The 25,507-nt window shown below is 60.6% G+C and carries 28 protein-coding genes; 10 read left to right on the top strand and 18 right to left on the bottom strand.

Features of this window, described 5'->3' with window-relative positions:
• The first annotated feature begins 16 nt into the window (after nucleotides 1-16).
• The gene (locus tag V3390_RS05890) at nucleotides 17-544 is read left to right on the top strand and encodes a Smr/MutS family protein (RefSeq protein WP_331703759.1); all 528 of its coding nucleotides are present in this window, start codon (nucleotides 17-19) and stop codon (nucleotides 542-544) included.
• Here V3390_RS05890 and truD read toward each other — a convergent pair.
• From truD to V3390_RS05850, 8 genes are all read right to left on the bottom strand, one after another.
• Nucleotides 535-1,569 carry a tRNA pseudouridine(13) synthase TruD gene (gene truD, locus V3390_RS05885; protein ID WP_331703757.1) on the bottom strand — a complete coding sequence of 345 codons (1,035 nt, stop codon included), beginning with the start codon at nucleotides 1,567-1,569 and terminating at the stop codon, nucleotides 535-537. The two genes, V3390_RS05890 and truD, sit on opposite strands and share 10 nt — an antisense overlap.
• The gene (ispF, locus tag V3390_RS05880; RefSeq protein ID WP_331703756.1) at nucleotides 1,566-2,048 is read right to left on the bottom strand and encodes a 2-C-methyl-D-erythritol 2,4-cyclodiphosphate synthase; all 483 of its coding nucleotides are present in this window, start codon (nucleotides 2,046-2,048) and stop codon (nucleotides 1,566-1,568) included. Before ispF ends, truD begins: the two co-directional genes overlap by 4 nt.
• Complete coding sequence (ispD, locus tag V3390_RS05875) at nucleotides 2,045-2,764, bottom strand: 2-C-methyl-D-erythritol 4-phosphate cytidylyltransferase (protein ID WP_331703754.1); 720 nt, start codon at nucleotides 2,762-2,764, stop codon at nucleotides 2,045-2,047. The genes ispF and ispD overlap by 4 nt, the downstream gene beginning before the upstream one ends.
• The gene (ftsB, locus tag V3390_RS05870; protein ID WP_331703753.1) at nucleotides 2,761-3,153 is read right to left on the bottom strand and encodes a cell division protein FtsB; all 393 of its coding nucleotides are present in this window, start codon (nucleotides 3,151-3,153) and stop codon (nucleotides 2,761-2,763) included. The genes ispD and ftsB overlap by 4 nt, the downstream gene beginning before the upstream one ends.
• Before the next feature lie 11 nt (nucleotides 3,154-3,164).
• Nucleotides 3,165-4,451, bottom strand: a complete 1,287-nt coding sequence (eno, locus tag V3390_RS05865; RefSeq protein WP_331703752.1) for a phosphopyruvate hydratase — start codon at nucleotides 4,449-4,451, stop codon at nucleotides 3,165-3,167.
• 44 nt (nucleotides 4,452-4,495) lie between these two features.
• A complete protein-coding gene (gene kdsA / locus V3390_RS05860; protein WP_331703751.1) occupies nucleotides 4,496-5,329 on the bottom strand; it encodes a 3-deoxy-8-phosphooctulonate synthase in 834 nt (277 codons plus the stop codon).
• On the bottom strand, nucleotides 5,326-6,996 hold the full coding sequence (pyrG, locus tag V3390_RS05855) for a CTP synthase (protein WP_331703750.1): 1,671 nt from the start codon (nucleotides 6,994-6,996) through the stop codon (nucleotides 5,326-5,328). The genes kdsA and pyrG overlap by 4 nt, the downstream gene beginning before the upstream one ends.
• A gap of 106 nt (nucleotides 6,997-7,102) precedes the next feature.
• Nucleotides 7,103-7,357 (bottom strand): hypothetical protein, encoded by a 255-nt coding sequence (locus V3390_RS05850; protein WP_331690062.1) that lies wholly within the window; start codon nucleotides 7,355-7,357, stop codon nucleotides 7,103-7,105.
• Between the two features lie 215 nt (nucleotides 7,358-7,572).
• Between V3390_RS05850 and parE the strand changes: the two genes are divergently transcribed.
• Nucleotides 7,573-9,462, top strand: a complete 1,890-nt coding sequence (gene parE / locus V3390_RS05845; protein ID WP_331703749.1) for a DNA topoisomerase IV subunit B — start codon at nucleotides 7,573-7,575, stop codon at nucleotides 9,460-9,462.
• Between the two features lie 10 nt (nucleotides 9,463-9,472).
• Here the strand turns inward: parE and hutG are convergent, their stop codons facing one another.
• Genes hutG through V3390_RS05825 form a run of 4 tightly spaced genes read right to left on the bottom strand, consistent with a single transcriptional unit; the run spans nucleotide 9,473 to nucleotide 12,652 of the window.
• Nucleotides 9,473-10,246, bottom strand: coding sequence for an N-formylglutamate deformylase (gene hutG / locus V3390_RS05840; protein WP_331703748.1), 774 nt, complete (start codon nucleotides 10,244-10,246; stop codon nucleotides 9,473-9,475).
• A complete protein-coding gene (locus tag V3390_RS05835; protein WP_331703747.1) occupies nucleotides 10,243-11,520 on the bottom strand; it encodes an NAD(P)/FAD-dependent oxidoreductase in 1,278 nt (425 codons plus the stop codon). The genes hutG and V3390_RS05835 overlap by 4 nt, the downstream gene beginning before the upstream one ends.
• Nucleotides 11,507-11,986, bottom strand: coding sequence for an FKBP-type peptidyl-prolyl cis-trans isomerase (locus tag V3390_RS05830; RefSeq protein WP_331703746.1), 480 nt, complete (start codon nucleotides 11,984-11,986; stop codon nucleotides 11,507-11,509). The genes V3390_RS05835 and V3390_RS05830 overlap by 14 nt, the downstream gene beginning before the upstream one ends.
• A 42-nt stretch (nucleotides 11,987-12,028) precedes the next feature.
• Entirely contained in the window at nucleotides 12,029-12,652 is a 624-nt protein-coding gene (locus tag V3390_RS05825) for an RluA family pseudouridine synthase (RefSeq protein ID WP_331703745.1), read from the bottom strand.
• Nucleotides 12,653-12,667: 15 nt separating this feature from the next.
• Here V3390_RS05825 and V3390_RS10225 point away from each other — a divergent pair, with 15 nt between their 5' ends.
• On the top strand, nucleotides 12,668-13,255 hold the full coding sequence (locus V3390_RS10225) for a C40 family peptidase (protein WP_425493019.1): 588 nt from the start codon (nucleotides 12,668-12,670) through the stop codon (nucleotides 13,253-13,255).
• 184 nt (nucleotides 13,256-13,439) lie between these two features.
• Nucleotides 13,440-14,120, top strand: a complete 681-nt coding sequence (locus V3390_RS05815) for a C40 family peptidase (protein ID WP_331690069.1) — start codon at nucleotides 13,440-13,442, stop codon at nucleotides 14,118-14,120.
• 60 nt (nucleotides 14,121-14,180) lie between these two features.
• Here the strand turns inward: V3390_RS05815 and V3390_RS05810 are convergent, their stop codons facing one another.
• Nucleotides 14,181-14,669: an acyl-CoA thioesterase gene (locus V3390_RS05810; protein ID WP_331690070.1), complete on the bottom strand. Its 489-nt coding sequence runs from the start codon at nucleotides 14,667-14,669 to the stop codon at nucleotides 14,181-14,183.
• 73 nt (nucleotides 14,670-14,742) lie between these two features.
• Between V3390_RS05810 and V3390_RS05805 the strand changes: the two genes are divergently transcribed.
• On the top strand, nucleotides 14,743-15,231 hold the full coding sequence (locus V3390_RS05805) for an NUDIX hydrolase (RefSeq protein WP_331690110.1): 489 nt from the start codon (nucleotides 14,743-14,745) through the stop codon (nucleotides 15,229-15,231).
• A 62-nt stretch (nucleotides 15,232-15,293) separates the two neighbouring features.
• On the opposite strand, the gene V3390_RS05800 is transcribed toward V3390_RS05805, so the two are convergent.
• Nucleotides 15,294-15,560 carry a DksA/TraR family C4-type zinc finger protein gene (locus V3390_RS05800; RefSeq protein WP_331690071.1) on the bottom strand — a complete coding sequence of 89 codons (267 nt, stop codon included), beginning with the start codon at nucleotides 15,558-15,560 and terminating at the stop codon, nucleotides 15,294-15,296.
• 2 nt (nucleotides 15,561-15,562) lie between these two features.
• Complete coding sequence (locus V3390_RS05795; protein ID WP_331703744.1) at nucleotides 15,563-16,900, bottom strand: dicarboxylate/amino acid:cation symporter; 1,338 nt, start codon at nucleotides 16,898-16,900, stop codon at nucleotides 15,563-15,565.
• 136 nt (nucleotides 16,901-17,036) lie between these two features.
• Between V3390_RS05795 and V3390_RS05790 the strand changes: the two genes are divergently transcribed.
• Nucleotides 17,037-18,749: an alkaline phosphatase gene (locus V3390_RS05790; RefSeq protein ID WP_331703743.1), complete on the top strand. Its 1,713-nt coding sequence runs from the start codon at nucleotides 17,037-17,039 to the stop codon at nucleotides 18,747-18,749.
• Nucleotides 18,750-18,775: 26 nt separating this feature from the next.
• Here V3390_RS05790 and V3390_RS05785 read toward each other — a convergent pair whose 3' ends face one another.
• Nucleotides 18,776-19,240, bottom strand: a complete 465-nt coding sequence (locus tag V3390_RS05785) for a CopD family protein (RefSeq protein WP_331690074.1) — start codon at nucleotides 19,238-19,240, stop codon at nucleotides 18,776-18,778.
• 20 nt (nucleotides 19,241-19,260) lie between these two features.
• Here V3390_RS05785 and V3390_RS05780 point away from each other — a divergent pair, with 20 nt between their 5' ends.
• Together V3390_RS05780 and V3390_RS05775 are read left to right on the top strand one after the other, a co-directional pair.
• Nucleotides 19,261-19,860: a class I SAM-dependent methyltransferase gene (locus tag V3390_RS05780; protein ID WP_331703742.1), complete on the top strand. Its 600-nt coding sequence runs from the start codon at nucleotides 19,261-19,263 to the stop codon at nucleotides 19,858-19,860.
• A gap of 76 nt (nucleotides 19,861-19,936) precedes the next feature.
• Nucleotides 19,937-21,199, top strand: coding sequence for a polyhydroxyalkanoate depolymerase (locus tag V3390_RS05775; RefSeq protein ID WP_331703741.1), 1,263 nt, complete (start codon nucleotides 19,937-19,939; stop codon nucleotides 21,197-21,199).
• A gap of 57 nt (nucleotides 21,200-21,256) precedes the next feature.
• Here V3390_RS05775 and V3390_RS05770 read toward each other — a convergent pair whose 3' ends face one another.
• Nucleotides 21,257-22,213, bottom strand: a complete 957-nt coding sequence (locus V3390_RS05770; protein ID WP_331703740.1) for a sensor domain-containing protein — start codon at nucleotides 22,211-22,213, stop codon at nucleotides 21,257-21,259.
• The gene (locus V3390_RS05765) at nucleotides 22,210-22,584 is read right to left on the bottom strand and encodes a PadR family transcriptional regulator (RefSeq protein ID WP_331690078.1); all 375 of its coding nucleotides are present in this window, start codon (nucleotides 22,582-22,584) and stop codon (nucleotides 22,210-22,212) included. Before V3390_RS05765 ends, V3390_RS05770 begins: the two co-directional genes overlap by 4 nt.
• Before the next feature lie 150 nt (nucleotides 22,585-22,734).
• Between V3390_RS05765 and V3390_RS05760 the strand changes: the two genes are divergently transcribed.
• Nucleotides 22,735-23,667 carry a peptidylprolyl isomerase gene (locus V3390_RS05760; RefSeq protein ID WP_331703739.1) on the top strand — a complete coding sequence of 311 codons (933 nt, stop codon included), beginning with the start codon at nucleotides 22,735-22,737 and terminating at the stop codon, nucleotides 23,665-23,667.
• A gap of 12 nt (nucleotides 23,668-23,679) precedes the next feature.
• Nucleotides 23,680-25,500 carry a DUF885 domain-containing protein gene (locus tag V3390_RS05755; protein WP_331703738.1) on the top strand — a complete coding sequence of 607 codons (1,821 nt, stop codon included), beginning with the start codon at nucleotides 23,680-23,682 and terminating at the stop codon, nucleotides 25,498-25,500.
• The last annotated feature ends 7 nt before the right edge of the window (nucleotides 25,501-25,507 follow it).

Genomic DNA, 25,507 nt, shown 5'->3' with positions numbered 1-25,507 from the left:
GTCCGATAATGGATGTATGAATGACGACGATGAGCACCTGTTCCGCGAAGCGATTGGCGACGGTATTCGTCCCGTGCGGCACACGCCGCGGGCGGAAACCGGCGGTGCCAAGCCGCGTCCGTCCGTGCGGATGGGCGATCAGGACGAGGCTGACGCCCTGCGCGCTTTTCGTCTCGGCCTGCACGACGACGCCATCGGCGCCTCCGATCTGTTGTCGTATCGGCATCCGGATTTGCCTTCGACGGCGTGGCAAAAACTCAAGCGCGGCGAACTCAGCGTGCGCGATGAGCTCGACTTGCACGATCTGACACTGGAGCCGGCGCAACGGGTGCTGGGTGAGTTTCTGCGCCATGCGCGCCGCGAGCGGCATGGTTGCGTGCTGGTGATTCACGGCAAGGGCCTGGGCAGCGATGGCTTTCCGGCGATCAAGAACATGGTCAACCAGTCCTTGCGACATCGCAGTGAGGTGCTCGGCTTTCATTCGGCGCCGCGGTCCATGGGCGGTGCGGGCGCGGTGCTGATTGTGTTGCGCACTCAGCGTTGAGTGCTGCGATCCGTCATCTCGCCCAGCTCGTGCAATAGGGCCGTCGCGTAAGAGCCCGGCGGCAGACAGAACTGCAGTTCCAGCGTGTGCTCGTCCGGCCAGTTCCATTGCAATGCCGAAGGCATAACCGTCACGGCCCTGCGCTCCTGCTCCAGACCTGCGCGGCGCAAACCTTTGGCGAGCGTACGAAGCTGCGCGTCTTCTTCGACCACGGCCAGCTCCATCTCGCGGATTTCACCGTCGGTGCGCAGTTCGCCGCGGCCCCACAACGGTGCCGTTAAGGTCACATCGTGGTCCTGCAGTCGCTGTGTGAGTTCGGCATCGCCAGTCACCGGCCCGAAGATACTGCGCGAACCTGCGAGCATCAGCACATCGCCGGCGGTGATCGAGAACACGCGATGCATGGCAATGCGACGTGCCAGCTGCGCATTGAAGATCGCAGCGCGCGCCGAACTCAGCAGAATGCTGCGCATGCCGCGCGGAATCTTATTGCCCGCAAACATGGACAAGGCCATGGCGATGTTGTCACCACGGCCGAACCGTTGCTCACCAAACGCATTCGCAATGCCCTGTTCGCGGATCTGCGCCAGCCGTTGTTCGATGGCGGCACGGTCGCCTTCGACATTGCGCAGTCGCAGTGCAAAGGCGTTGCCGAAACTCGCACCCTTGGGCAACTTGCGACGATGGCGCGCGTGGTCGAGAATTTCGAGCTGCTCATCTCGCAGCAAATCAAAAGCCGGTGCTTCGCGACCCGGCAACTGCACGGTAAACCGTTGCGTGGTGATGCCGTGGCGATCCTTGAGCCCGGCGTATCCGATCGCGGCATGACCGACGTCGGCCCAGCGCTGCAAAGCAGTGACCACTTCGGCGGTGGTGCGGTTGCGTTTGCGGATCGTCAGCAGCAGGTGCTCGCCATCGCCCGAAGCTTCAAATGAAGGGATTTCCTCGACGACGAAATCGGCCGCCCGGACGCGCGATTCGGCCTGCAGGACTGCAGCCCCAAACAGGCGGGGCATGGGGATCATGCGTTCGTTCTTTGAATCAGGGCAACGGCCATGGCGGCAATGCCTTCGTCACGGCCGGTAAAACCGAGACGTTCGGTCGTGGTGGCCTTGACGCTGACCTCGGCCGACGTCACACCCAGATCCAGGGCAATGCATTCGCGCATCGCCTCAGCATGCGGCTTTACTTTGGGCGCTTCGCACATTACGGTGACATCGACGTTGACGACGCGGTAACCGCGTTGCTCGATCATGCTGCGGACTTGACGCAAAAAGGCGCGGCTATCGGCGCCGGCCCATTGCGGATCCGAAGGCGGAAAATGCACGCCGATATCCCCCAGCGCCAGACAGCCGAGCAAGGCATCGCACAGTGCGTGCAGCACGACATCGCCGTCGCTATGGGCAGCGACACCACGCGTATGATCGATGCGCACACCGCCAAGCATTACGTGATCACCCTCGGAGAACGCATGCACGTCAAAACCCTGGCCGATGCGAATCATAGCGATCCCTTTTGAAGTCGTTGCTGCAACAGAAACGCCGCCAGTTCCAGATCGGCAGGCGTCGTGATTTTGAGATTGTCGGCGCGGCCTTCGACCAGTTGCACGGCTTGGCGTTGGCGCTCCATGGCCATGGCTTCGTCGGTGACGACTACGCCTTCGGTCTGCGCGCGTTCGAGTGCCTGGCGCAAAGCGCCACGGCGAAACACTTGCGGCGTGAGTGCGCGCCATAAGGTCGAGCGATCGACGGTCTCGGCAATGCACTGTTGCGCGTCGGCGCGCTTGAGCGTATCGGCCACGCGGGAGGCGAGAATCGCGCCGGCACAATCGGCGTTGCTTAGCGCCTCGAGCAATCGTGTCAGATCCTGCGGGTGCAGATTCGGGCGTGCAGCGTCGTGCACCAGCATCCAGGTGTGATCATTGTGCGAAGGCAGTTCGTGCCGCAACGCCGCCAAGACCGAATCGGCACGCTCGGCGCCGCCGGTGACCGCAACAATCGGCTTGCCGTGCAGCCACTCTAACCCGGGCCAATGCGGATCGTTGGCGCTGAGTGCCACGGTCGCACCGTCAATTTGCGGATGAGCCAGCAACGCGCTGAGCGTGTGCTCCAGCACAGTGCGACCGGCTAACTGCAGATACTGCTTAGGAAGTTCGGTGCCCATGCGCGAACCGCGACCTGCGGCGGGCACGACCGCCCAGGCACGGACCGCCGCGTTCAATGCGGATCCGCAGGCTCGACCGGAGCCGGCGGACCTGCCGCGGCGGCCGCCTGCTGAGCCGCCTGGGCTTGGCGCATCGCACCCGCAGGCACGACGCGATAGAACGTTTCGCCGGGTTTGATCATGCCCAGTTCGTTGCGAGCGCGCTCTTCGACGGCGCCCTCACCGGACTTGAGATCCTCGACTTCGGCCGCGAGCGAGGAGTTGCGTTGCCGCAAGCCCTCGTTCTCGTGCTGTTGCTGCGCCACCACGCGACGCAGTTGAATTACCGCCGTCTCGCCGTGATCACCCAGCCACAGGCTGTACTGCATCAGGAGCAGCAGCAAAGCGAGAATCCCGATCAGAATCAGGGTCGGGCTCAACTTGAACGGCAACTCGCGGCGCGCCATGCGATCCGGTCTCAGCGCTGCAGCGATATGAAGGCGTTGCGGCCGGCGTAACGCGCATTAGCGCCCAGTTGTTCTTCGATACGGAGCAACTGGTTGTATTTGGCGATGCGATCCGAACGGCACAGCGAACCGGTCTTGATTTGCGTCGCCGTCGTGGCCACGGCCAGATCGGCAATGGTGTGATCTTCGGTTTCGCCGGAGCGATGCGACACGATGGAGGCGTAACGATGCTGATCGGCCAAGGCGATGGCTTGCAACGTTTCGGTCAGTGTGCCGATTTGGTTGACCTTAATCAGGATGGCATTGCCGACGCCCTTCTCGATGCCTTCGGCAAAGATACGCGGGTTGGTCACGAACAGATCGTCGCCCACCAGCTGGACCTTATCACCGATGCGATCGGTCAGTTGTTTCCAGCCGGCCCAGTCGTGTTCGGACATGCCGTCTTCGATGGTGATGATGGGGTACTGACGCGTCCAGTCGGCTAGGAAATCGACAAACTGTTCGGAGGTCAGGCGCTTGCCCTCGCCGGTCAGGTTGTACTTGCCGTTGTCGTAGAACTCGCTCGAGGCCACATCGAGACCCAGCAGAATGTCTTCGCCGGCGTGATAACCGGCCTTGCCGATCGCTTCGAGAATGGTTTCGAGGGCTTCCTCGTTCGAGCGCAGATCCGGGGCAAAACCGCCTTCGTCACCAACGGCCGTGGACAGACCGCGACCTTTCAACACGGCCTTGAGGGCGTGGAATACTTCGGTACCGGCGCGAAGTGCATCGGCAAAGCGGTCAAAACCGACCGGCAGAATCATGAATTCCTGCATGTCAACGTTATTGTCGGCATGGGCACCGCCGTTGATGATGTTCATCATCGGCACCGGCAGTTCCGGCGTAGCACCCTTGGCCAGGTACTGCCACAGGGGTTGACGTGCACTGGCAGCTTGCGCGTGCGCTACGGCCATCGAAACACCCAGCAACGCATTGGCGCCCAGACGGCCCTTGTTTTCGGTGCCATCGAGATCGAGCATGCGCTGATCGACGGTGGACTGATCGGCGGCATCCATGCCCTGCAAGGCACTGGCAATTGGGCCGTTGACGTTGGCTACGGCCTGCAGCACACCCTTGCCCAGGTAACGGGTCTTGTCGCCGTCACGCAGTTCAATCGCCTCTTTGGTGCCGGTGGATGCGCCGGATGGCACCATGGCGCGACCGAAGGCGCCGTCAGTCAGAGTGACTTCGGCCTCGAGCGTCGGATTACCGCGACTGTCGAGCACTTCGCGGGCGTGAATCTTGGCAATTTCGGTCATGTCAGTAGCGTTTTTCGAGGGTCTAATTAAGGGATTTTACGGGCTTACAGGGCCGATTCCGCGAACGGGCGTGCTTTTACCAGCGTATCGACTTCTTTCATGACAGTCAGCAGCTCGCGCATGAGGCCCAAAGGCCAGGCGTTGGGACCGTCAGACAGGGCATTGGCAGGATCGGGGTGGGTTTCCATAAAGACACCCGAAACGCCGACGGCCATGGCAGCGCGCGCCAGGACCGGCACGAACTCGCGTTGGCCACCGCTGCTGCTGCCCTGTCCACCCGGCAGCTGCACGCTGTGGGTCGCATCGAACACTACCGGACAGCCGGTATCGCGCATCACCGCCAGCGAACGCATATCGCTGACCAGATTGTTATAACCGAACGAGGCGCCGCGCTCACAGACCATGATCTGCTCGTTGCCGGTCGCCTTGGCCTTTTCGACCACGGGTTTCATATCCCACGGTGACAGGAACTGGCCTTTCTTGATATTGACCGGCTTGCCGGTGCTGCACACCTTGGTAATGAAGTCCGTCTGACGCACCAGGAAAGCTGGCGTCTGCAGCACATCAACCACCGAAGCGACTTCGTCCATCGGCGTGTATTCGTGCACGTCGGTCAGCACCGGCACGCCGATCTGACGCTTTACTTCAGCCAGGACCTTGAGTCCTTCTTCCATGCCCGGGCCACGGAAGCCATGGATCGAGGTGCGATTGGCCTTATCAAACGACGACTTGAAAATAAACGGGATCCCGAGCGCGTCGGTGATCTCCTTAAGCTGGCCGGCCACATCGAGCTGCAGCTGCATCGACTCGATCACGCAGGGACCGGCGATCAGGAAAAACGGTTGTTCGAGACCGACCTCAAAATCAAGCAGTTTCATTTAGCAGGCTCCTGTGCCGATGCCGTGTGCGGATGGGCTGCTTTGTAGTCGCGTGCAGCCTTGATAAAGCCGATAAACAGCGGATGGCCATCGCGCGGCGTTGAAAGAAATTCAGGGTGGGCCTGGCAGGCCAGGAACCACGGATGCTGATCCTGCGGCAGTTCGATGACCTCGACCAGGGAGTCATCCATGGAGCGACCACTGAAGACCAGTCCGGCCTGTTCCAGCTGCGCCTGATAGGCGTTATTGAACTCGTAGCGATGGCGGTGACGTTCACCGACCACATCGGCATCGTACATGCGATGCGCCAAGGTGCCCGGCAGAATCTTTTGGTGCTGCAGGCCCAGACGCATCGTGCCGCCCAGATCGCTGGCCTCGTCGCGCTGCTGCTTTTGACCGTCGGCGCCGACAAATTCTGTAATCAGACCGATCACGGGATCGGGGGTCGCCTTGTCGTTCTCGGTCGAATTGGCGTGGCTAAGGCCAAGCACATTGCGGGCGACATCAACGATGGCCGCCTGCATGCCGTAACAGATACCGAAATACGGAATGCCATGTTCGCGTGCGTAGCGCGAAGTCGCGACCTTGCCGTCGAAACCGCGATCGCCGAACCCGCCCGGCACCAGAATGCCGTCGACGCCGGCCAGTGCCTGCACGCCCTGTTCGGACTCCAGATCGGCTGCTTCCAGCCAGCGCAGCTGTACGCGGGTGCGCTGACGGATACCGCCATGCTTGAGTGCCTCGGCAACCGACTTGTACGCATCCTGATGGTCAACATACTTACCGACCACGGCAATGGTGACGTCATCAACAGGATGCGCACAGGCCTGGACGACCTCATCCCATTCGCGCAGATCAATCGGACCCGCAGCCAGACCCAGACGTTCAATGATGAAGGCATCCAGGCCCGCCTCGTGGAAGCGGCGCGGCATCATGTAGATGTTGTCCAGATCGACCGCAGAAATCACGGCGCGTTCCGGCACGTTGGTAAACAGGGCGATCTTGCGGCGATCGCTGTCGGGCAAGGGCTGCTCGCTGCGGCACAGCAGGATATCGGGCTGGATACCGATCGAGCGCAACTCCTTGACGGAGTGCTGCGTCGGCTTGGTCTTGAGCTCTCCGGCGGCCGCAATAAACGGCACCAATGTCAGATGCATGAACAGGGCCTTGTCGGCGCCGCGTTCGGTGCGAATCTGACGGATCGCTTCGAGGAACGGCAAGGACTCGATATCGCCGACGGTACCGCCAATCTCGACCAGACCGACGTCAAAGCCCTCGGTGGCGGCGAAAATGGCCTGCTTGATTTCGTCGGTAACGTGCGGAATCACTTGCACGGTGCCGCCCAGGTAATCGCCGCGGCGCTCCTTGCGGATCACCGTCTCGTAAATGCGACCGGTAGTGATGGAGTTGCGACGGCTGAGCTTGGTGCGCACGTAGCGCTCGTAGTGGCCCAGATCGAGGTCGGTTTCGGCGCCGTCATCGGTCACGAAGACCTCGCCATGCTGGAACGGCGACATAGTGCCTGGGTCGACGTTGATGTACGGATCCAGCTTCATCATGGTGACGCGCAGTCCGCGCGCCTCGAGAATAGCGGCCAGTGACGCCGCGGCAATGCCCTTTCCAAGAGAGGACACGACGCCGCCGGTGACAAAAATCAGAGGGGTCATGAGTGCGGGTAGCTCAGGAAAGGACTAGTTTACCCGAAGCGCCTCAAAGCAAAAACCCCGCTGCTCACGCAACGGGGTTTCGGCGGACGCTAAAGGCGCCGGGAACTCAGCCCTCTTCGGCCTCACGACCCTTGGACTTTTTGTCCTTGGCGTTGGCTTTGCGGATTTCCTCGAGCTTTTTGGCCTGACGTTCGGCCTGCTGCTGGCGAGTTTCCGAGGTGGAGCCGGCAGCCGTGGCAGCAGCAGCTGCCTTGGCCTTGTCAGCCGACGCGTCATTGGACTGCGCCAGCGCGGGCATGGCCACAAAGGCAACACCAGCGGCAACGGCCACAATCGGCAATAGGGTCAACAGACGTTTCATACGGACTTACTCTCAGTTTGAAGCGGAACCATTCCGCTCTTGCTATAGCCGCCAGAATCACTCCCGGCGACGCATTCATTTTAGCAAAACCGCCGATTTGTCCATGAACAACCGTTAATAGCGCGGTATTTGTTGCCCGGGCTTCAGGTTTCTTGGCGGAAACGGGCAAGTGTGCGATTCTTTGGCATTCCGCTGACCTGACTGCATTTTCCCTGATGAGTACCCGCTACAACGCCGCCGATATCGAAGTCCTAGAGGGTCTGGACCCGGTCAGACATCGCCCCGGCATGTACACGGACACTACCCGCCCCAACCATCTGGCGCAGGAAATCATTGATAACGCCGTCGACGAGGCCCTTGCCGGCCACGCCAACCGCGTAGATGTGGTGGTGTACGAAGATGGCTCCCTGCAGGTCACCGATAACGGTCGCGGCATGCCGGTCGACATCCACCCGGAACAGGGCATCCCCGGTGTCGAGCTGATCCTGACGCGTCTGCATGCCGGCGGTAAATTCAGCAACAAGAATTACGAGTTCTCCGGCGGTCTGCACGGTGTCGGTGTATCGGTCGTCAACGCGCTGTCGAAACTGGTCGAAGTGCGCATCCGCCGCGACGGCAACGAATACCGTATGACGTTCGAGAACGGTTATCGTGCCTCGCCGCTGGAAATCATCGGCACGGTCGGCAAAAAGAATACGGGTACTACCGTGCGCTTCTGGCCCGATCCGAAATACTTTGACAGCCCCAAGTTCTCGATGCGCTCGCTCAAGCATGTGCTGCGAGCTAAAGCAGTGCTGTCCCCGGGGCTAACGGTAACGCTGCACGATGTCGCCACCAACGAGCAGCTCGAATGGCTTTACGAGAACGGTCTGCGTGATTACCTGCTGTCGGAGATCGGCGATCAGGATCGCTTGCCCGCCGATGCGTTTACCGGCTACCTGCGCAAGGAAACGGAAATTGCCGACTGGGCCGTGACTTGGGTGCCCGAGGGCGAACTGGTGCAGGAGTCGTACGTCAATCTGATTCCGACCGCTCAGCACGGTACGCACGTCAACGGTCTGCGCTCAGGCCTGACCGATGCACTGCGCGAATTCTGCGATTTCCGTAATCTGCTGCCACGCAACGTCAAACTCGCACCCGAAGACGTCTGGGATCGGGTCGCTTTCGTACTGAGTCTCAAGATGGGCGAGCCGCAGTTTAGCGGTCAGACCAAGGAACGTCTGTCATCGCGCCAGGCTGCCGGTTTTGTCGAAGGCGCCGCGCACGATGCATTTACCCTGTGGCTCAACAGCAACGTCGAACTGGGCGAAAAGATTGCACAGATTGCAATTGATCGCGCCTCGGCACGCTTAAAGACCGAGAAACAGGTCATCCGTAAAAAAGTGACGCAAGGTCCTGCCCTGCCCGGCAAACTGGCCGACTGCATCTCCCAGGATCTGTCACGCACCGAACTGTTTCTGGTCGAAGGCGATTCGGCCGGCGGCAGCGCACGCCAAGCTCGCGACAAGGATTTCCAGGCCATTTTGCCGCTGCGCGGAAAGATTTTGAACACGTGGGAGGTGGCATCGTCCACCGTACTCGGCTCGCAGGAAATTCACGACCTGGCTGTGGCCATCGGTTGCGATCCGGGCAAGGATGACATCAGCGGCTTGCGCTACGGCAAGGTGATTGTGCTGGCCGATGCCGACTCCGACGGTCTGCACATTGCGACCTTGCTGTCGGCATTGTTTGTGCGCCACTTCCCGGCGCTGGTCGATGCCGGTCACGTGTTCGTGGCGATGCCGCCGTTATTCCGTATCGACGTCGGCAAGCAAGTGTTCTACGCACTCGACGAGGAAGAAAAGCGCATCGTACTGGATCGGATCGAACGCGAAAAAATGCGCGGCACGGTTTCAGTCACGCGCTTTAAGGGCCTGGGCGAAATGAATCCCTCGCAGCTGCGCGAGTCGGCGGTGCACCCGGATACACGTCGCCTGGTGCAGCTCACCAACGAGGAAAACAGCGAGACCTTCAAACTCATGGACATGCTGTTGTCCAAAAAGCGCGCACCCGACCGCAAGTCCTGGCTCGAGGACAAGGGCGATCTCGCCACGCTCGAAGTGTAAGCCGCTTCGCTTAACTCAACGCGGCGTGTAACAGCGCCGCGATCACCACCTGCGCCTGTTCGGCCTTCTCCTGATGAAAGGCAAGACGTTGTTCGTCCATATAGGTGCGTTGTGCCATTTCCAGTTGAATGGTCTCGATGCCGTTGGCCACGTCGTGATAGTGGCGCGTGTTGTAACCGCCCTGGAAACGCCCGTTGATGACCCAGTCAAATCGGCCCTGGTCTTCGAGCGCGGCTTGCAGACGTGCTTGCGTCTCGGGGCGGCAGGAGATGCCACCGGCGGTGCCGATGTTGAGGTCCGGCAGACGGCCTTCGAACAGATACGGCAGATCATCACCCTTGATCGAGTGGCCCTCCCACAGCACGACGCGACCGAACTCGTTACGCAGGCGTTCCAGTTCCTGGCGCAGAGCGGCGTGGTACGGCTCCCAATATTGCTCGACGCGCAGGCGAATCTCATCGAAGCTCGGTTCGCGCCCGGCCTGATACACCGGCTCACCGGTGAACTGCACGGTCGGGCACAGGCCCGTGGTGTTCTGACCGGGATACAGCGACTCATCGCTGGCTGGGCGATTCAGATCGACGACATAACGCGAATACGAAGGGATCAGTATTGATGCGCCCCAGTCGCGCGCGAAATCGTACAGCTGATCGACGAACCAGTCGGTGTCGGGTGCCGACTGCGCCGACAGGGTCATGCGGTCACGCAAAGCCTCGGGAATGAAGCTGCTGTTGTGCGGCAGTGAAATCAGTAGCGGAATGGATCCCTGGATCAGCGTAGTCATATAAAACGTTCCGGACGATACGGCGTGGGGTCGATCAGCAGATCGGACTCGCCCACGATCAGTTGGCTCAATAACAGTGACGAGGCGGTGCTCATGCTCATGCCCATCATGCCGTGACCGGTGTGCAGCCACAGCCCCTTCTGGCCCGGCACCGCGCCGATCAGGGGGATGTCATCGCTGACCATGGGCCGCCAGCCGGTCCAGCGTTCCAGAGTCTGCGGACCGCTCGGATACAGCAGGTAATCGTCGGCGGCCTGTTCCAATGCGCGGAAACGGCGTTCGTTGAGCGTCGCATCAAAGCCGGAGAACTCCATGGTGGAACCGATGCGCAGCATGCCATCCCACATCGAGACGCAGACAAAGCGCTCACGCAATACCAAAGGTCGCGACGGCACCACCGCCGGCCGACTGTACGTAATGGAATAGCCCTTGCCGGGTTGCAGTGCGCGCGCCAAGGGACGCACGCTACTGTCGGCGATCTGTTCCAGCTGCGCACTCCAAGCACCGGTGCTCAGCACCACATCGCGCGCAAAGTACTCGGCGCCATCGGCCGTGCGGACACGCCAACGGTCACCTGTGCGCTCGACATGGGCGACCGGAGTGCCTTCGATCAGATCTGCGCCACGTTCACGCAGCACGCGCGACAGTTCCGCGACATATTCATCGGGACGTAAGGACGCATCGCCACGGAACCGCAGCGCACCCGCCACACCGCGACGCATCGCAGGTTCCTGACGTTCGTAGTCCGCGCCGTCGATCAGTTCGACCTCGACGCCACATTCGGCCAGCAGGTCCAACTCTTCCTGACCTTGAACGAACGCATGAGTATCACGGAACACGTAGTCCTCGCCGGTTTCGCGGAACTCGCATTGCAGGTCTAAGCGTTGGACCCACTCCGCCAGCGCCGGACGCGAGGCATTGAGCAGAGCCGATTTGGCTAAGGCGGTGGCGTGCCAGTCGCGGGTGTTGCAGCGGCGGGCAAAGGCCAGCAGCCAGCGCCACAGCGCCGGATCAAAACGCGGCGGGATATACAACGGCGCATTGGGCTGCAGGGACCAGCCGAGCGCGCGGGCAATGATGCCGGGCGCCGCGAGCGGTGGCGCATGCGATGGCGTGATCGTGCCGCAGTTGCCATGCGAGGCCCCCGCACCTACGGTGCGCGCCTCGAGGATGCGAACCGAGCGGCCCTGAAGCAGAAGCGCCAGCGCACCGGATAACCCGATGACGCCGGCGCCTACGACGAGAACGTCGCTTTCTTTATTAGTGTTCGACACCACCGTCGCCGTGAACGTGGCCGTGTTCAAGTTCTTCGGCCGAGGCTTCGCGCACGTTGGTGATTTCAATGGCAAAGTGCAGATCCTTGCCGGCCATCGGATGATTCAGATCCACATCGACCACGGTCATGCCGACCTTTTCAATGGTGACAGCGCGCGGACCCATATTGGTCTGCAGCACAGCTTGCATACCCGGCTCCAGCTTGGCGCCTTGGAAATGCTTCTTGGGGATGCGTTGGGTCATGCCTTCGCGACGTTCGCCGTAAGCGTCGGCAGCGACGACTTCGACTTCGAACTTGTCACCGGCGGACTTGCCTTCCATCGCGGCTTCGAGGCCCGGGATGATGTTGTTGTGACCGATCAGAATGGACATAGGAGCTTGGCCTACCGAGCTTTCGGAGGGCTCCTGTCCTTGTTCGGACACGGTGTAATGGAAGGCGACGACGCGGTCTTTTTCGACTTTCATGGGCAGCAATCTGGTGTTTGAATATAGCCCAATATTATAGAGTCAAAATGGCGCCGGGCTCCGCAGGCTGACCGCTTCCTCTTCTACAGGGTGCTCGAAGGCCAGATCCGTGGCGTGCAGCAACAGGCGTGGCTCCCTGTCCGAGTCCGTCCCGTACAGCGCATCGCCGACGATCGGGTGCCCTATTGCCGCCAGATGCACCCGCAGCTGATGGGTCCGGCCCGTGACAGGATACAGGGCCAGGCGGGTCCGGCCTTCGACCGTTTCCAGTGCCTGCCAACGGGTCAGGCTCGGCTTGCCCAACTCCATATCCACGTGTTGCCGCGGGCGGTTAGGCCAGTCGGTGATCAGCGGCAGGTCGATCTCGCCTTGCGCGCCCGCAGGCGTTCCGTGGACCCAGGCCTCATAGCGCTTGCGGACCTCGCGGCGAGCGAAGCGCATCGACATTTCGCGCTGCAGCTCGGAATTCAGGGCCAGCAGCACCAGACCCGAGGTCGGCTGGTCGAGCCGATGAATGATCAGCGCGGTCGGATGCTGTTCCTGCACGCGAGCGATCAGACAGTCGGCTTTGTCCGGTCCGCGGCCGGGAACGGTCAGCAGGCCCGCGGGTTTGTCGACCGCCAGCAGTCCGGCCTTCGACCAGAGTTCACGGGGGTTGTCTTGCACCGCCAATTTCCTATCATGAGAGCCATGAATCTACGGTCTGCAAGTGTAACCGCCCTACTCACCGCCGCCATCTTGGCCGTTAGTGTGGCCGGTTGTCGGCACGATGAGCGCCCGGCCAAACCCAAATCCAAATCGAACCCCGTGGCCGGCGCTAAGAAAAGCGGCGCCCCACGCAAAGTACCCACCGCCGGTCGCACGACGGCTTACCGCACCTCGCACACGGATCAGGCCAATAACGTGCTGATGCGCGCGCTGAGTCTGGTCGGCACCCCGTACCGCTACGGCGGCAACACGCCCGAGGGTGGCTTTGACTGCTCGGGGCTGGTCAATTATGTGTATCGCGACACGCTGGATCTCAAACTGCCCCGCACCTCCGGCGCCTTGGCCAAGTATCAGGGCCCGGTGGTCGACCCGACCCGCCTAAACACCGGCGATCTGGTGTTTTTCGGGACCAATGGCAGCGTTAGCCATGTTGGGATTTACGTGGGCGACGGTCGCTTCGTGCATGCACCCAGCACGGGCGGTACCGTACGGATGGACCGGTTGGATGGCCCGTACTGGGTTTCTCACTACACGGGATCTAAACAGATCCTGGGTTATTAATGTCCAAAACTGTGACATATTTCGTGTTTTTAACATCCTTCTTAACGAAATATTGAGCCTTTTAACCCCCTCGTTAGGCAAACTTTAGGCTTAGTGAAGAACTGGTGAAGGCCGCGTGACAACGAAATCAAACCTCGTTCAACCCGGTCGGCTCGTCGCAGGCGTCCGACTTTTACAATCTAAAGTGCTCCTGAAGTCCCTGTTGGCCTTCGCTCTGTTGTCCCCGGCACTGGCCTCTGCCCAGTCTGCCAATGGCCAATCGGCCCTCGATTCATTCCTTGCTCAACGCGGCGGCGCCCAAGCGGCCGCAGCGGCCGACACCGCCGGCCCACTCGATCGCGTTGTGAGCTTTGCTAACCAAACGGTCCAATCGGCCACCTCCGGTGTGCGTTCGTGGGTCCAGCCCGCGCCTACCGCTTCGATTCGTAAAGAAGTCGAAATGCTGGATCGCCAGGACAAGCTCGATGGCGACTCGGCCATCGTCAGCCCCAAGATCACTGCAGTGCTGCAACGTGCCACTTCGATGCTGGGCACGCCCTACCGTTGGGGCGGCACCACGCCGTCCGGCTTTGACTGTTCCGGTCTGGTCGGCTGGGTGTTTCGCAATGCACTGGGTGTCGAACTGCCGCGCGTCTCGCGTGATATGGCCCGTCAGGGTCTGGCCATCAGCGATCGCAGCAAGATGGTTCCGGGCGATCTGGTGTTTTTTGGCGACGGCGGTCGCGTCAACCATGTCGGCATCTATGTGGGCAACGGTCGCTTCCTGCATGCCCCGAGCACCGGCAAGAACGTCATGATCTCGGCAATGGATAGCGGCTACTGGGGTCGCAAGTTCCTGGCGGCGCGCCGGGTCGAAGGCCTCTAAGTCACAACACTGAACACCTTGGCCGCGTAATTGTGCGCGGCGGCAGCGGCAGCGTCAACGTCAGCCGACGACCTGCCGGATGGTGTCTTCAATTCCCTTAGACAGCTCCATCACCTTTAGCGCGTACTCGCTGAGGTCGCGATCGTGGTCGTTGGAAAGTACCAGCGTCGGGACCGTGGTCGGTTTGCGCGTTTCGCGATCCAGCGCCACAAACACGATGATGCAGTGAGTGCACAGGTGCTCGGTGGAGTCATCTTCCATCGGGTCGCGCGCTTTGACATCGACGGCAAAGTGCATCGAGCTGGTACCGGTATGCACGAGCTTGGTGTGCACGGTGACCATGTCACTGATCTTGATCGGCGCGACAAAGCGAATCCCGCCCACGGCAACCGTCACGGCATACGTACCACTCCAGCCCACCGCGGCGGCGTAACCGGCCTGGTCAATCCATTTCATCACCATGCCGCCGTGGACCTGGCCCCCGTAATTGACATCGGTGGGTTCGGCCAAAAAGCGCATGGTCAATTCGCGTTGCGTTCCGGCGGTCATGATCGTCCTTGATAGGTTGGCGGAGCTTACAGGTTAAACTCTTGCGACTGCCGTTTGCATGACTGCCAGCCCAATGCCCTACACCCCCATCGTCGCTACCCTTGGTTACATCCTGTCTCCGGACGGCAAGCAGGTCCTGCTAGTCCATCGCAATGCCCGCCCCGGCGATGAGCATCTGGGCAAGTACAACGGTCTGGGCGGCAAGATCGAACCCGATGAGGACATGGTCGAAGGCATGCGCCGCGAGATCATGGAAGAAGCCGGCATTACCTGCACGGATCTGAGTTTACGCGGCACGGTTTCGTGGCCCGGCTTCGGCAAGAACGGTGAGGACTGGCTGGGTTTTGTGTTCCTGATTCGCCGTTTCGAAGGCACGCCCTTCACCTCGAATCCCGAGGGCACTCTGGAGTGGGTCGACCTGGACCGCATCTACGAACTGCCGATGTGGGAAGGCGATCGCCACTTCCTGCCGCTGGTGTTTGACGACGATGCACGCGCCTTCCACGGGGTGATGCCGTATCAGGACGGTCGCCCGGTGCGCTGGTCATATAGCCGCATCTAGCCGCACCCACGACTACGTCGTGACGCGTCGGCACCTATCGGATGCCGACTACAGCATTCCAACTAGCGTAACTGCGAATCCTTGGAGCCACGACGGTTATAGCCGGCGGACTGGCTTTCTTGCGCATCGAGCTGTTCCTGACAGGCGACGCACAGGCGCACCCCCGGCAAGGCCTTACGACGGCCCTCGGGGATCTCGGCCTCGCACTCCTCGCAATGCTCGAGACTCGGGCCTTGCGGCAAGGCGTCGCGAGCACGCTTGATCGCGTCCTTGACCGTGGCATCAATCTGATCCTGCACGGCGCCATCGCCGGCCCAACCGGTTGCCATGACTAGCCTCGCGCCGTGTCCGCTTGCAGATCTTCCATCTGACCCAGACCGATGTTGGTCGACGGATCATCGTAGACGCTGCGATCCAGCAAGCCGGTCTCCTTGGCGACCAGAACCGGGACCAGCATCTGGCCGGTCACGTTGGTCATGGTGCGCATCATGTCCAGAATGCGGTCAATTGCAACCAGCAAGCCGATACCCGCCAGTGGCAATCCGGCAGCCGACAGCACCAGCGTAACCATGACGGTCGCCGTACCCGGCACGCCCGCGGTACCAAAGCTGCCCAACACCGACGCCAGCATGATGATGACGTAATGACTGGCGTTGAGATCAATGCCGTAATACTGCGCCACGAACAGCGAGGTCAGTGCCGGATAAATGGCGCCACAGCCGTCCATCTTGATGGTGGCACCCAGCGGCACCGCAAACGCTGCATAGTTCTTATCGACGCCGAGATTGTGCGTGACCGAGCGCATGGCCGCCGGCATCGACGCGAACGACGACGAGGACACAAATGCAATCTGCATGCCCGGCGCGGCACCCTTAAAGAACTTGAGCGGATTGAGACCGTGGGCCGCCAGCAGCCCGCTGTACACCACGGCGATGTGCAACGCACAGGCCAGGTACAGCGCAATCACGTAGGTGCCGAGCGGCAGCAACTTTTCGAAACCGTAGGCACCGACCAGCGCGGCAATCAGACCGAACGTACCGAGCGGCGTGAATTCAAGCACGAAGCGTGTGACCTGCACCATCAGCTTGCTGGCTTCGTCGACCAGCGTGCGAATACCCTGCGTCTTGGGACCGAGCTTGACCAGTGCAAACCCGCACAGACCGGCCCAGAAGATCACCTGCAGCATGGTGCCCTTGTCGGTGAGATGATAGAGACCGTCGGCATCGGACTTGACACGCATGGCACCGCTTAAAGCCTGGAACGGATTGCGCGGGACGATGTCCTTAAGAACTTGGATAAAGTTCGGCACCTCGCGCACTTTGTAATCCGCATCGCCCAGCAGACCGCTCAATCCAAGACCCGGCTTGAGCACCCAGCCAACCATTAGGCCGACCACAACCGCTAAGGCCGCGGTGATCGCAAACCACAGAAAGGTCCGTCCACCGAGTTTGGCAATCGACTGTTGTCCGGCCAAGGACGCTACCGCATTCATGACCGCAAACAGCACCAGCGGCACGGCGATCATCATGATCAGCTGGACGTAGATGTCACCGAGCCAGCCGAACCAGGTTTCGGCATTGGGTCCGAACGCGACACCTGCGAGCGCTCCGAGCACAAAGCCGGCCAGCACACGCTGCCAGAAAGGAATCTTGAACCAAGCTGAGATCACGGCACATTCCGTTGCAAAAGGTTAATTTCCAAGGATAAAACAAGCCGACTCACTTAACTGCGAATCAGGACTGTTTTTGTCATATTTCGGGATTTAGAATGGAGTTCCGTTCAGCTGCATCGTCACAGGATTCTCAATGCGCTCTCGTCTGTCCATTGCCGCACTCGCGGCGGCTGTCAGTTTGCTTGCCGGCTGCGCCACCACCGGCACATCGGCGTCCAACACGGCCGGTACGTCCTTCGCACCGATTGAGGTCCCCAAGATTGAGCGTCCCGCCGGCGAAACGCCCCAGTGGTGGTTCACGCAGGGTGCCTCCACGGCCGCGGCTCACGGCGCAATGGGCGGCAAGGCCAAGAACGTCATCCTTTTTGTTGGCGATGGCATGAGCTTGCCCACCGTTGCGGCTGCCCGCATCTACCTGGGCCAGCAAAACGGCCAACCCGGCGAGGAAACGCGCCTTTCGTGGGAGGACTTTCCCAACACCGCACTGAGCCGCACCTACAACACCAATGCACAGACGCCCGACTCGGCGGGCACGATGACTGCCATGGCGACGGGCATCAAGACGCGCATGGGCATGCTGTCGGTGGGTCAAGCGGCCGAACGGGGCGATTGCGGCGCCAGCCTCAGCACGCAGATCCCGACCCTGTGGGAAATGGCGGCGGACGCCGGCTTGGCCACCGGCGTGGTCACCACCACTGCGGTCACGCACGCGACACCCGGAGCCACGTTCTCGCACGTGCCGGAACGCAACTGGGAAAACGATACCGACCTGCCGCCGGAGGCCACGGCGCAAGGCTGCATGGATATCGCGTCGCAGATGGTCGGCAGCCCCTACGGCAAGGGTCCGGACGTGCTGATGGGCGGTGGCCGCATGAATTTCTTCGGCGTCGATCAAAACGACCCGGAATACGATGACAAGGTTGGCCAACGTCTCGATGGCCGCAATCTCGTCGACGAGTGGAAGGCACGTCACCCGGCCGGCACTTACGTCTGGAATCTTAAGCAGTTCAACGACGCGCCCAAGGGCACGCCGATTATCGGTCTGTTCGAACCCAGCCACATGCAGTTTGAGCAGGACCGTCCGAACGATCCGGCCGGCGAGCCGTCGCTGGCGCAAATGACCGAGTCGGCTATCCAACGCCTGACCGCTTTGAACCCCAACGGCTTTGTTCTGCTGGTCGAAGGCGGTCGCATTGACCACGCGCACCATGGTGGCAACGCGTACCGCGCACTGAAGGACACAGTCGCCCTGCATCAGGCCGTCGAGCGTGCCGCGCAGGTCACCAATCCTGAAGACACCCTGATTCTGGTGACTGCCGATCACTCGCACACCATGTTCTTTGTCGGCTATCCGGCTCGCGGCAATCCGATTCTGGGTAAAGTCCGCGGCGGCAGCGGCGAGCAAATGGATCCGCGCGCCTTGGCGATGGATGCCACCGGCCTGCCGTTCACCACGCTGGGCTATGCCAACGGTCCGGGTTACGCTGGTGCGACTTCAACACAAGCCGAAGGTCCGAAGCACAACCCGCATTTCCCTTCGGGCTTTCAACAGGCCGAGAATGGCCGCCCGAATCTGACCGACGTCGATACCGAGCATCCGGATTATCTGCAGGAAGCCATGGTCCCCACCAGCTCGGAAAGCCACGGTGGCGATGACGTCGGCATCTGGGCGCGCGGCACGGGATCGGACGCGATTCGCGGCAATGTGGAACAGAACACTATCTTCCACTTCCTGCTGCAGGCCAACCCCAAACTGCGTGCATATTACTGCGGCCGCAATCTGTGCAACGCCCAAGGTGTCCCGGTCAAACTGCCCGAACCCAAGGTCAATCGTCGCGCGCAGTAATGAACGGAACGGTGATGGCCAGGCCCTTAGAACGGCTTGGCCAGCACCAGATACACAATCAGCACCAGCAGGATCAGCGGCAGCTCATTGAGCCAACGCAATGCGGTCGCCGAAGGCAAGCTCTTGCCCTTGGTGTCATGCGCCTTGAGCAAGCGACCGCAGTAAATAAAGTAAGCCAGTAGCAAGGCCACTATGCCGAGCTTGGCATGCAGCCAGCCACCCATGGCAAATGCCTGCGGCAGCGTTTCCGGCAACAGACGATAGCCCTGCCACATCAGCAAGCCAAAGATAAACGCCATGCCGAACATGACGTGCCCGAAGCGATACATGCGGCGTCCCATCAGAATGAGGCGGGCGCGAGCGGCTTCGCCTTCGGCCTTGGCCTGCGACTCGGCCAGGTTGACCAGAATGCGGGGCAGATAGAATGTGCTGGCGACAAAGGCCATTACGAACACCAGATGGGCGGTCTTGCTGATCAGAAACAGATTCATGAATTCACGGAGGCGGTACGGTGAGCAAAGTATACGATGAGACCTATTTCAACCGCTGGTATCGCGGTGCGCAACCTGCGGCGGACCGGGCCCATCTGCGCCGCAAAGTGGCGATGGCCGTAGCCATGGCCGAGTACTACCTGGAGCGACCGATTCGTACGTTGCTCGATATCGGCGCCGGCGAAGCCGCCTGGCGTGCGCCCCTGCTGGCGCTACGGCCCAAGCTGCAGTACCTGGCCTTTGACAGCTCCGAATATGCGGTGCAACGCTACGGCGCTCGCCGTCAGCTCCATTACGCGACCTTTGGCGATTTCGAGTGGCTGCGCCCCTGCCCGCCTGTTGACCTGCTGATTTGCGCCGATGTCATGCATTACGTGCCCACCGCCGAGCTCAAACGTGGCGCCCAAGGTCTGGCCGCGCTCACAGGAGGTTTGGCATTCCTGGAGACGTTTGTCAGTGGCGATCCCTTCGCCGGAGATACCGACGGGTTCCAAAAGCGTTCGCCGGCCGCCTTTCGCAAGATTCTAGAGTCGGCGGGTCTGGCTCCGATCGGCAGCCATTTCTGGGCCCGCCAGGAAGTGGTCGCCCAGTTCGCCGCCATGGAGCGCCCGGGCGGCTAAGCGGCCCGCAGGCTCATCGCCCGCCGATAAGGGCGTGCTACCATCGAATATTCCGCAATAATCGGCATGTTCATACGTGTTTTTGTATCAATTGCATGAAATGGGGCGCGCATGGCTGGCGCCGATGACGTACTGGGCTGATGCGGCCGCCAAAATGTATTCGTCACACGGTAGTTGGCTGTCGGGCGTACCCAATGCGCCGCGCATTGCGGCCGGCTATGAGCTTCTCTATCGCTTAGGTAAGGATTACTCCAAGCCTGAGTTTCGTATCAAATCGGTCAGGATCGATGAGCGCGAGTATCCCGTAGTCGAACGCGAGGAACTGCGCAAGCCGTTCTGCCGACTGCTGCGCTTTAAGCGCTATTCCGATGAACTCGCCGGCGTCGGTGAACTGAAGGACGATCCGGTCGTGCTAGTGGTTGCGCCCTTGTCCGGCCATCACGCCACCCTACTGCGCGACACCGTGCGCACGCTATTACGTGGGCACAAGGTCTACATCACGGACTGGACCGATGCCCGCATGGTGCCGCTGTCCGAGGGCCCGTTCCATCTTGATGATTACATTGATTACGTGCAGGAATTCATTCGCCTGATCGGTGCGCGCAATCTGCACGTGATTTCGGTGTGCCAGCCAACGGTGCCTGTACTTGCTGCAATTTCGCTGATGGCAGCACGCGGCGAAGAGACCCCACTCAGCATGACCATGATGGGCGGCCCGATCGATACGCGCCAAAGTCCGACGCAAGTGAACGACTTGGCCTACCGCCGTCCGATCTCGTGGTTTGAAAACAATCTGGTGCAGCCGGTGCCTGCCAATTATCCCGGTCGCGGTCGCCGCGTGTACCCGGGCTTTTTGCAGCACATGGGCTTTGTCGCCATGAATCCGGAACGGCACGCGATGTCGCATGTCGAGTTCTACGAGCATCTGGTTCAGGGTGATCTCGAAGACGCACAGTCGCATCGCGAGTTCTACGATGAGTACAACGCCGTGCTCGATCTCGCCGGCGAATACTATCTGGACACGGTGCGCATCGTGTTCCAGGAACACCGTTTGCCGTTAGGCACGTGGAGCGTTCGTGGCGAGCCGGTGCAGCCGGCCAAGATCGGTCGCACCGCCCTGCTGACCATCGAGGGCGAGCTCGATGACATCTCCGGCGCGGGTCAGACCCAAGCCGCGCATCAGTTGTGTACCGGCATTGCCAAGACCCATCGTCAGCACATGACGGTCGAAGGCGCGGGCCACTACGGAATCTTCAGCGGCCGGCGTTGGCGCACGCAGGTGTATCCGGTGGTACGCGAATTCATTCGCAAGTATCAGGAACACCCGATCCGCAAGTAATAAAAGAGCCCGGCGATTGCCGGGATCTTTTTTGCAAAATGCATCGCGTTGCATCGGCTAATCGCGGATTACCAGCAGATTCTTGGCCAATGCACCGTGCCATTTGCCGACCCAGCGGGCCAAATGGAGCAGCACCAAGGTGCACAGCACACCCAGCACTACAAAGATCGGCAGCATCACCCAACCCGAGGTGGTCAGATCCGTTCCAAGAATCTGTATATGGCTCATATTGACCACCACGCCATCAATCTGGAACTCGCCGAACAGCGCTGCGATTGGTGTCAGCAGGAACGACAGTGCCATCGCCAGCAGACAGATACTTACGCCGAAGTAGATCACACCCAGGGGCAGCATGAGCAGCAGATACAGCATGGTGCTCCACGTGCGAGGATCGGTAAAGAAGCCTTTAATGCGCGGAATCCAGCCGGTACGCGAAGGATCCTTGGGCAGCGCGGGACGGCGCGGCATGCGCACGCCGAGTAAGGCTTCGACGATACGGCCTTCGACCAGTGCAAGGATGCGGATACTGCCCAGGAACAGGATCAGCAACGGTATGCCGAAGATCAGTACGATGGTACCGAGCGAGAGACTGATACCGGTCACAACGTACGCAAAGTAAAATACGCCGGTCCAGACCGACAGCAGCATGTAGAACAGCGAGCCATAGGCGTGCGGATCCAGCAGCACATTGAACAGGCGGCGGAACCAGCCCGGCTGCCGGTCATTGGCCGTAATCCGCGGTTTGGCCGCCGGTTGAATTGCAGCCTGTACCGTTGCATCGGTTTGGCGGTAGTTGCCCGCGACTTCCTGCGGTGTGCCGTAATCATTTAAGACCTTGGCCATCACTTCGGATTCGCATAAGGCAGCGTTGTCGGCGATTGCAGCACGCAGGTAGTCCTCGCTGTCGAACAGCGCGTCCTGGATCATTGCGGGATCGCTACCGCGCAAGGCATCACGCAGTTGCGCCAGAAATTCCTCCATGGTGCGGGGGGACAGTGAATTAACAGTATTCATGACAGACCTGGCTCCAATACGGCGTCAATGGAATTGCGGGTGGCGAACCACGTTTGTGACCAGTGCTCCAGCACTGTGCGGCCATCGTTCGTGATGGTGTAGTAACGGCGCGGCGGTCCCGATTGCGAAGGCTCGATCATGCTCGAGAGCAGACCTGCCGTTTCGAGATTGCGCAGCACTGGGTACAGCGCACTTTGCTTGCCGGCGAGCACCCCGCCTGCTTGCTGTTCGAGCTGTTTGGCGATCTGATAGCCGTATAAGGGCTCGGGCGCGTGTGCAAGCACCGCGAGTAAGGTCAGCGACACGGTGCCCGATGCGAGTTCCTTCTGGAACTTGCGGACGTGCGCTTCAAGGTCGAATGAGCTGGTCATTTTGGGTTGCCTAGGTGGGCTTCTAGCTACACTTAAGTTAATAGTAGTGCTTAGTTCAACATAGTGAATAGGCCGGAAGTCATCACCACTCCATTAATCGCTCTCAATCCGTTAGGCTGGAACGATTGCTCGCCGAGGACTTCATCGAACATGCGTTATCACGCCCTGCTCACCGCCCTGCTGATGGGTGGCCTAACTGCCTGCGCCACGCTGTCCACCCCAACTGCTGCAACCGCGCCCGCTGCGTCTACCGGTCCGCAACGCAGCACCGATGAGATTCTGAAGTCCACCACGGCAGCCGATTGGCGCACGGTTTCACCTGAAAACCTGATGCTGATGGATGTCGCCGGCAAGACCGTGATGATTGAACTGGCGCCCTCATTCGCGCCTGCGCACGTCGCCAACATTCGCACACTGACCCGTAGCGGCTACTGGGATGGTCTCGCCATCCTGCGCTCGCACGAGAATTATGTCGTGCAGTGGGGCGATCCGAACGACGAAGATCCCAAGCTCAAGCGCTCTACCGGCACCGTCAACAATCAGATTCCGGCCGAATACGAACGTCCGCTGCAAGGTCTGGACTTTAAGGCCCTACCCGATGTCGATGGCTGGGCCCGTCTGGGCGGTTTCAGCGAAGGCTTTGCCGCCGCCAGCGATGGCCAGTCGGCCTGGTTGACCCATTGCTACGGAGCCGTCGGTGTAGGTCGCGGCAACCCGCCGGACAGTGGCGATGGCAGCTCGCTCTACGTCGTGATCGGTCAGGCGCCACGCAATCTCGATCGCAACATCACTGTCGTCGGTCGCGTGTTGAGCGGCATGGAAGTTCTTACGCCCCTGCCCCGCGGCACCGGTCCTTTGGGCTTTTACGAGAAGGCCGAACAACGCGCACCGCTGACGCGCGTGCGCCTGGCCGCCGAAGATCCGTCCGCGCCGCGCCTGCAAGTTCTTCGTACGGATAGTGCAGCGTTTGCCGAACTGACCGAGAATCGCCGCAATCGCCGCGACACCTGGTACGTGCGTCCGGCCGGCTATACCAATATCTGCAATGTCACGGTGCCGATCCGCACCGCCCCCACCAACTGAGAACGAGTGAATATGTCTTTATCCAAACTGTTGCTGGCCACCACGATTGCTGCTGCCCTAGGCACTGCTACCCCTGCGACGGCGCTGGCTAAATCCTCTACTGCCAAGTCGACTGCAGCTGCCAAGGTCACCGTGGACAGCAAAGTGAAATCGCAGTTCGACGCGCTGACCAAGGAGTGGTACGAGCAGTCCATGCTGCTGAGCCCGATCAACGCCACGCAACAGGGCGACCATCGTTACGATGACCGTATTGATGATCTCTCAGCTGCCGGTCGCAACAAGGGCCTGGCCTTTAGCAAGAACCTGCTGGCCCGACTCGACAAACTGCCGTTGAACAAGCTCTCGCGCGAAGACCAGGTCGACGCGCTGATCCTCAAGAACGATCTGCGCTCCAATATCTTTTCGAGTGAGACGCTGCAAGCCTGGGCCTGGGATCCGCAGATTTACAGCGGCATTGCCGGTAGTGCCATCTACGGTCTGATGGCTCGCGATTACGCGCCGATCGAACAACGCATGCAGTCGGCGATCACCCGTATCGCACTGATTCCGAAGATTCTGCAACAAGCCCGCGAAAATCTGGATCCGGCACGCGTGCCGAAGACTCATGCAGAAACCGTTGCGCGGCAGAATCAGGGTCTGCTCGATCTGATCGACAACTACATCACGCCGAACATGGCATCACTCAACGCAGCGGATCAGGCCCGCATGAACGATGAGGTGGCCAAGCTCAAAGTTGCAGTGGATGAGCACCAGAAGTGGCTCGATGGCACGCTGGTTCCGAACGCCAAGGGTGACTTCCGCCTGGGTGCCAAGCTGTATGACCAGAAGCTCAAGTTCTCGCTGAACTCCGAGTTGTCGCGTCAGGAAATCGGTCGTCGTGCCGAAGCCGAGATGACCCGGGTACGCAAGGACATGTACAGCATTGCGCAGAAGGTGCTAAAGGACCGCAAAGATCTGTACCTGGGCAGCAAGCCGACCGAGGCCCAACAGCAAAAGGCCATTGAGGCCGCGTTGGAACTGGCCTATGCCGACAAGCCCGCACGCGACGACCTGGTGCCGTTTGCTAAGCAAACCCTGCAGGAAGCGACTGAGTTTGTCCGTACGCACAATCTGATGACCATGCCGGAGGCACCGGTCGAAATCATTCTGATGCCGAAATTTCAGCAGGGCTTTGCGGTCGCTTACGCCGACTCGCCGGGCCCGCTCGACAAAGCCCAGAAGACGTTCTACGCCGTCTCGCCCATCCCCGAAGAATGGACGGACACGCAAGTGGATTCATTTCTGCGCGAATACAACAAGCGCATGATCCATCTGCTCTCGATTCACGAGGCCATGCCGGGTCACTATCTCGAAGGCGCCTTCTCCGCTCAGAATCCGTCGCTGATCCGTGCCGTCAATCGCTCGGGTCTGTTTGCGGAAGGCTGGGCCGTGTACACCGAAGACATGATGCGCAAGGCCGGCTATCTCAATAACGATCCGCTGTTCCACCTGATGCAGTTGAAGTTCTACCTGCGCACCATCTCGAACTCGATCCTGGATCAGGGTGTGCACGTCAACAACTGGACGCGTGAACAGGCGATGGATCTGATGACCCGTCGTGCCTTCCAGCAGGAGCGAGAGGCCGCCGGCAAGTGGGTCCGTGCCCAACTGTCGTCGACTCAGCTTCCCACCTATTTTGTGGGCGTGCAGGAGCAGTACGATATGCGTCGGGCGGCCGAAAAGGCCTGGGGCAAGAACTTCAAGCTCAAGGAGTATCACGACAAGGTCCTGAGCTACGGTGCACCCGCTCCGCGCTTTGTCCGCGAACTGATGCTCGGCGAGCCGATCCGCTAAGTCCGCC

It is taken from the genome of Aquilutibacter rugosus, from assembly GCF_036541335.1.
GTDB lineage: Bacteria > Pseudomonadota > Gammaproteobacteria > Xanthomonadales > Xanthomonadaceae > Aquilutibacter > Aquilutibacter rugosus.
Note: the sequence above shows the minus strand (reverse complement) of the source record. Positions and strands in the feature narration are given on the sequence as shown.

Coding starts and splice junctions, on each gene's coding strand:
- truD (WP_331703757.1), bottom strand. CDS start 1,569: ATGATCCCCATGCCCCGCCTGTTTGGGGCTGCAGTCCTGCAGGCCGAA.
- V3390_RS05765 (WP_331690078.1), bottom strand. CDS start 22,584: ATGACCAGCTCATTCGACCTTGAAGCGCACGTCCGCAAGTTCCAGAAG.
- V3390_RS05830 (WP_331703746.1), bottom strand. CDS start 11,986: ATGAAAGTCGAAAAAGACCGCGTCGTCGCCTTCCATTACACCGTGTCC.
- V3390_RS05800 (WP_331690071.1), bottom strand. CDS start 15,560: ATGGCAACCGGTTGGGCCGGCGATGGCGCCGTGCAGGATCAGATTGAT.
- parE (WP_331703749.1), top strand. CDS start 7,573: ATGAGTACCCGCTACAACGCCGCCGATATCGAAGTCCTAGAGGGTCTG.
- V3390_RS05785 (WP_331690074.1), bottom strand. CDS start 19,240: ATGAATCTGTTTCTGATCAGCAAGACCGCCCATCTGGTGTTCGTAATG.
- V3390_RS05805 (WP_331690110.1), top strand. CDS start 14,743: ATGCCCTACACCCCCATCGTCGCTACCCTTGGTTACATCCTGTCTCCG.
- V3390_RS10225 (WP_425493019.1), top strand. CDS start 12,668: ATGAGAGCCATGAATCTACGGTCTGCAAGTGTAACCGCCCTACTCACC.
- kdsA (WP_331703751.1), bottom strand. CDS start 5,329: ATGAAACTGCTTGATTTTGAGGTCGGTCTCGAACAACCGTTTTTCCTG.
- V3390_RS05790 (WP_331703743.1), top strand. CDS start 17,037: ATGCGCTCTCGTCTGTCCATTGCCGCACTCGCGGCGGCTGTCAGTTTG.
- V3390_RS05850 (WP_331690062.1), bottom strand. CDS start 7,357: ATGAAACGTCTGTTGACCCTATTGCCGATTGTGGCCGTTGCCGCTGGT.
- hutG (WP_331703748.1), bottom strand. CDS start 10,246: ATGACTACGCTGATCCAGGGATCCATTCCGCTACTGATTTCACTGCCG.
- V3390_RS05810 (WP_331690070.1), bottom strand. CDS start 14,669: ATGACCGCCGGAACGCAACGCGAATTGACCATGCGCTTTTTGGCCGAA.
- ftsB (WP_331703753.1), bottom strand. CDS start 3,153: ATGGCGCGCCGCGAGTTGCCGTTCAAGTTGAGCCCGACCCTGATTCTG.
- V3390_RS05890 (WP_331703759.1), top strand. CDS start 17: ATGAATGACGACGATGAGCACCTGTTCCGCGAAGCGATTGGCGACGGT.
- V3390_RS05760 (WP_331703739.1), top strand. CDS start 22,735: ATGCGTTATCACGCCCTGCTCACCGCCCTGCTGATGGGTGGCCTAACT.
- V3390_RS05755 (WP_331703738.1), top strand. CDS start 23,680: ATGTCTTTATCCAAACTGTTGCTGGCCACCACGATTGCTGCTGCCCTA.
- ispF (WP_331703756.1), bottom strand. CDS start 2,048: ATGATTCGCATCGGCCAGGGTTTTGACGTGCATGCGTTCTCCGAGGGT.
- V3390_RS05770 (WP_331703740.1), bottom strand. CDS start 22,213: ATGAATACTGTTAATTCACTGTCCCCCCGCACCATGGAGGAATTTCTG.
- pyrG (WP_331703750.1), bottom strand. CDS start 6,996: ATGACCCCTCTGATTTTTGTCACCGGCGGCGTCGTGTCCTCTCTTGGA.
- eno (WP_331703752.1), bottom strand. CDS start 4,451: ATGACCGAAATTGCCAAGATTCACGCCCGCGAAGTGCTCGACAGTCGC.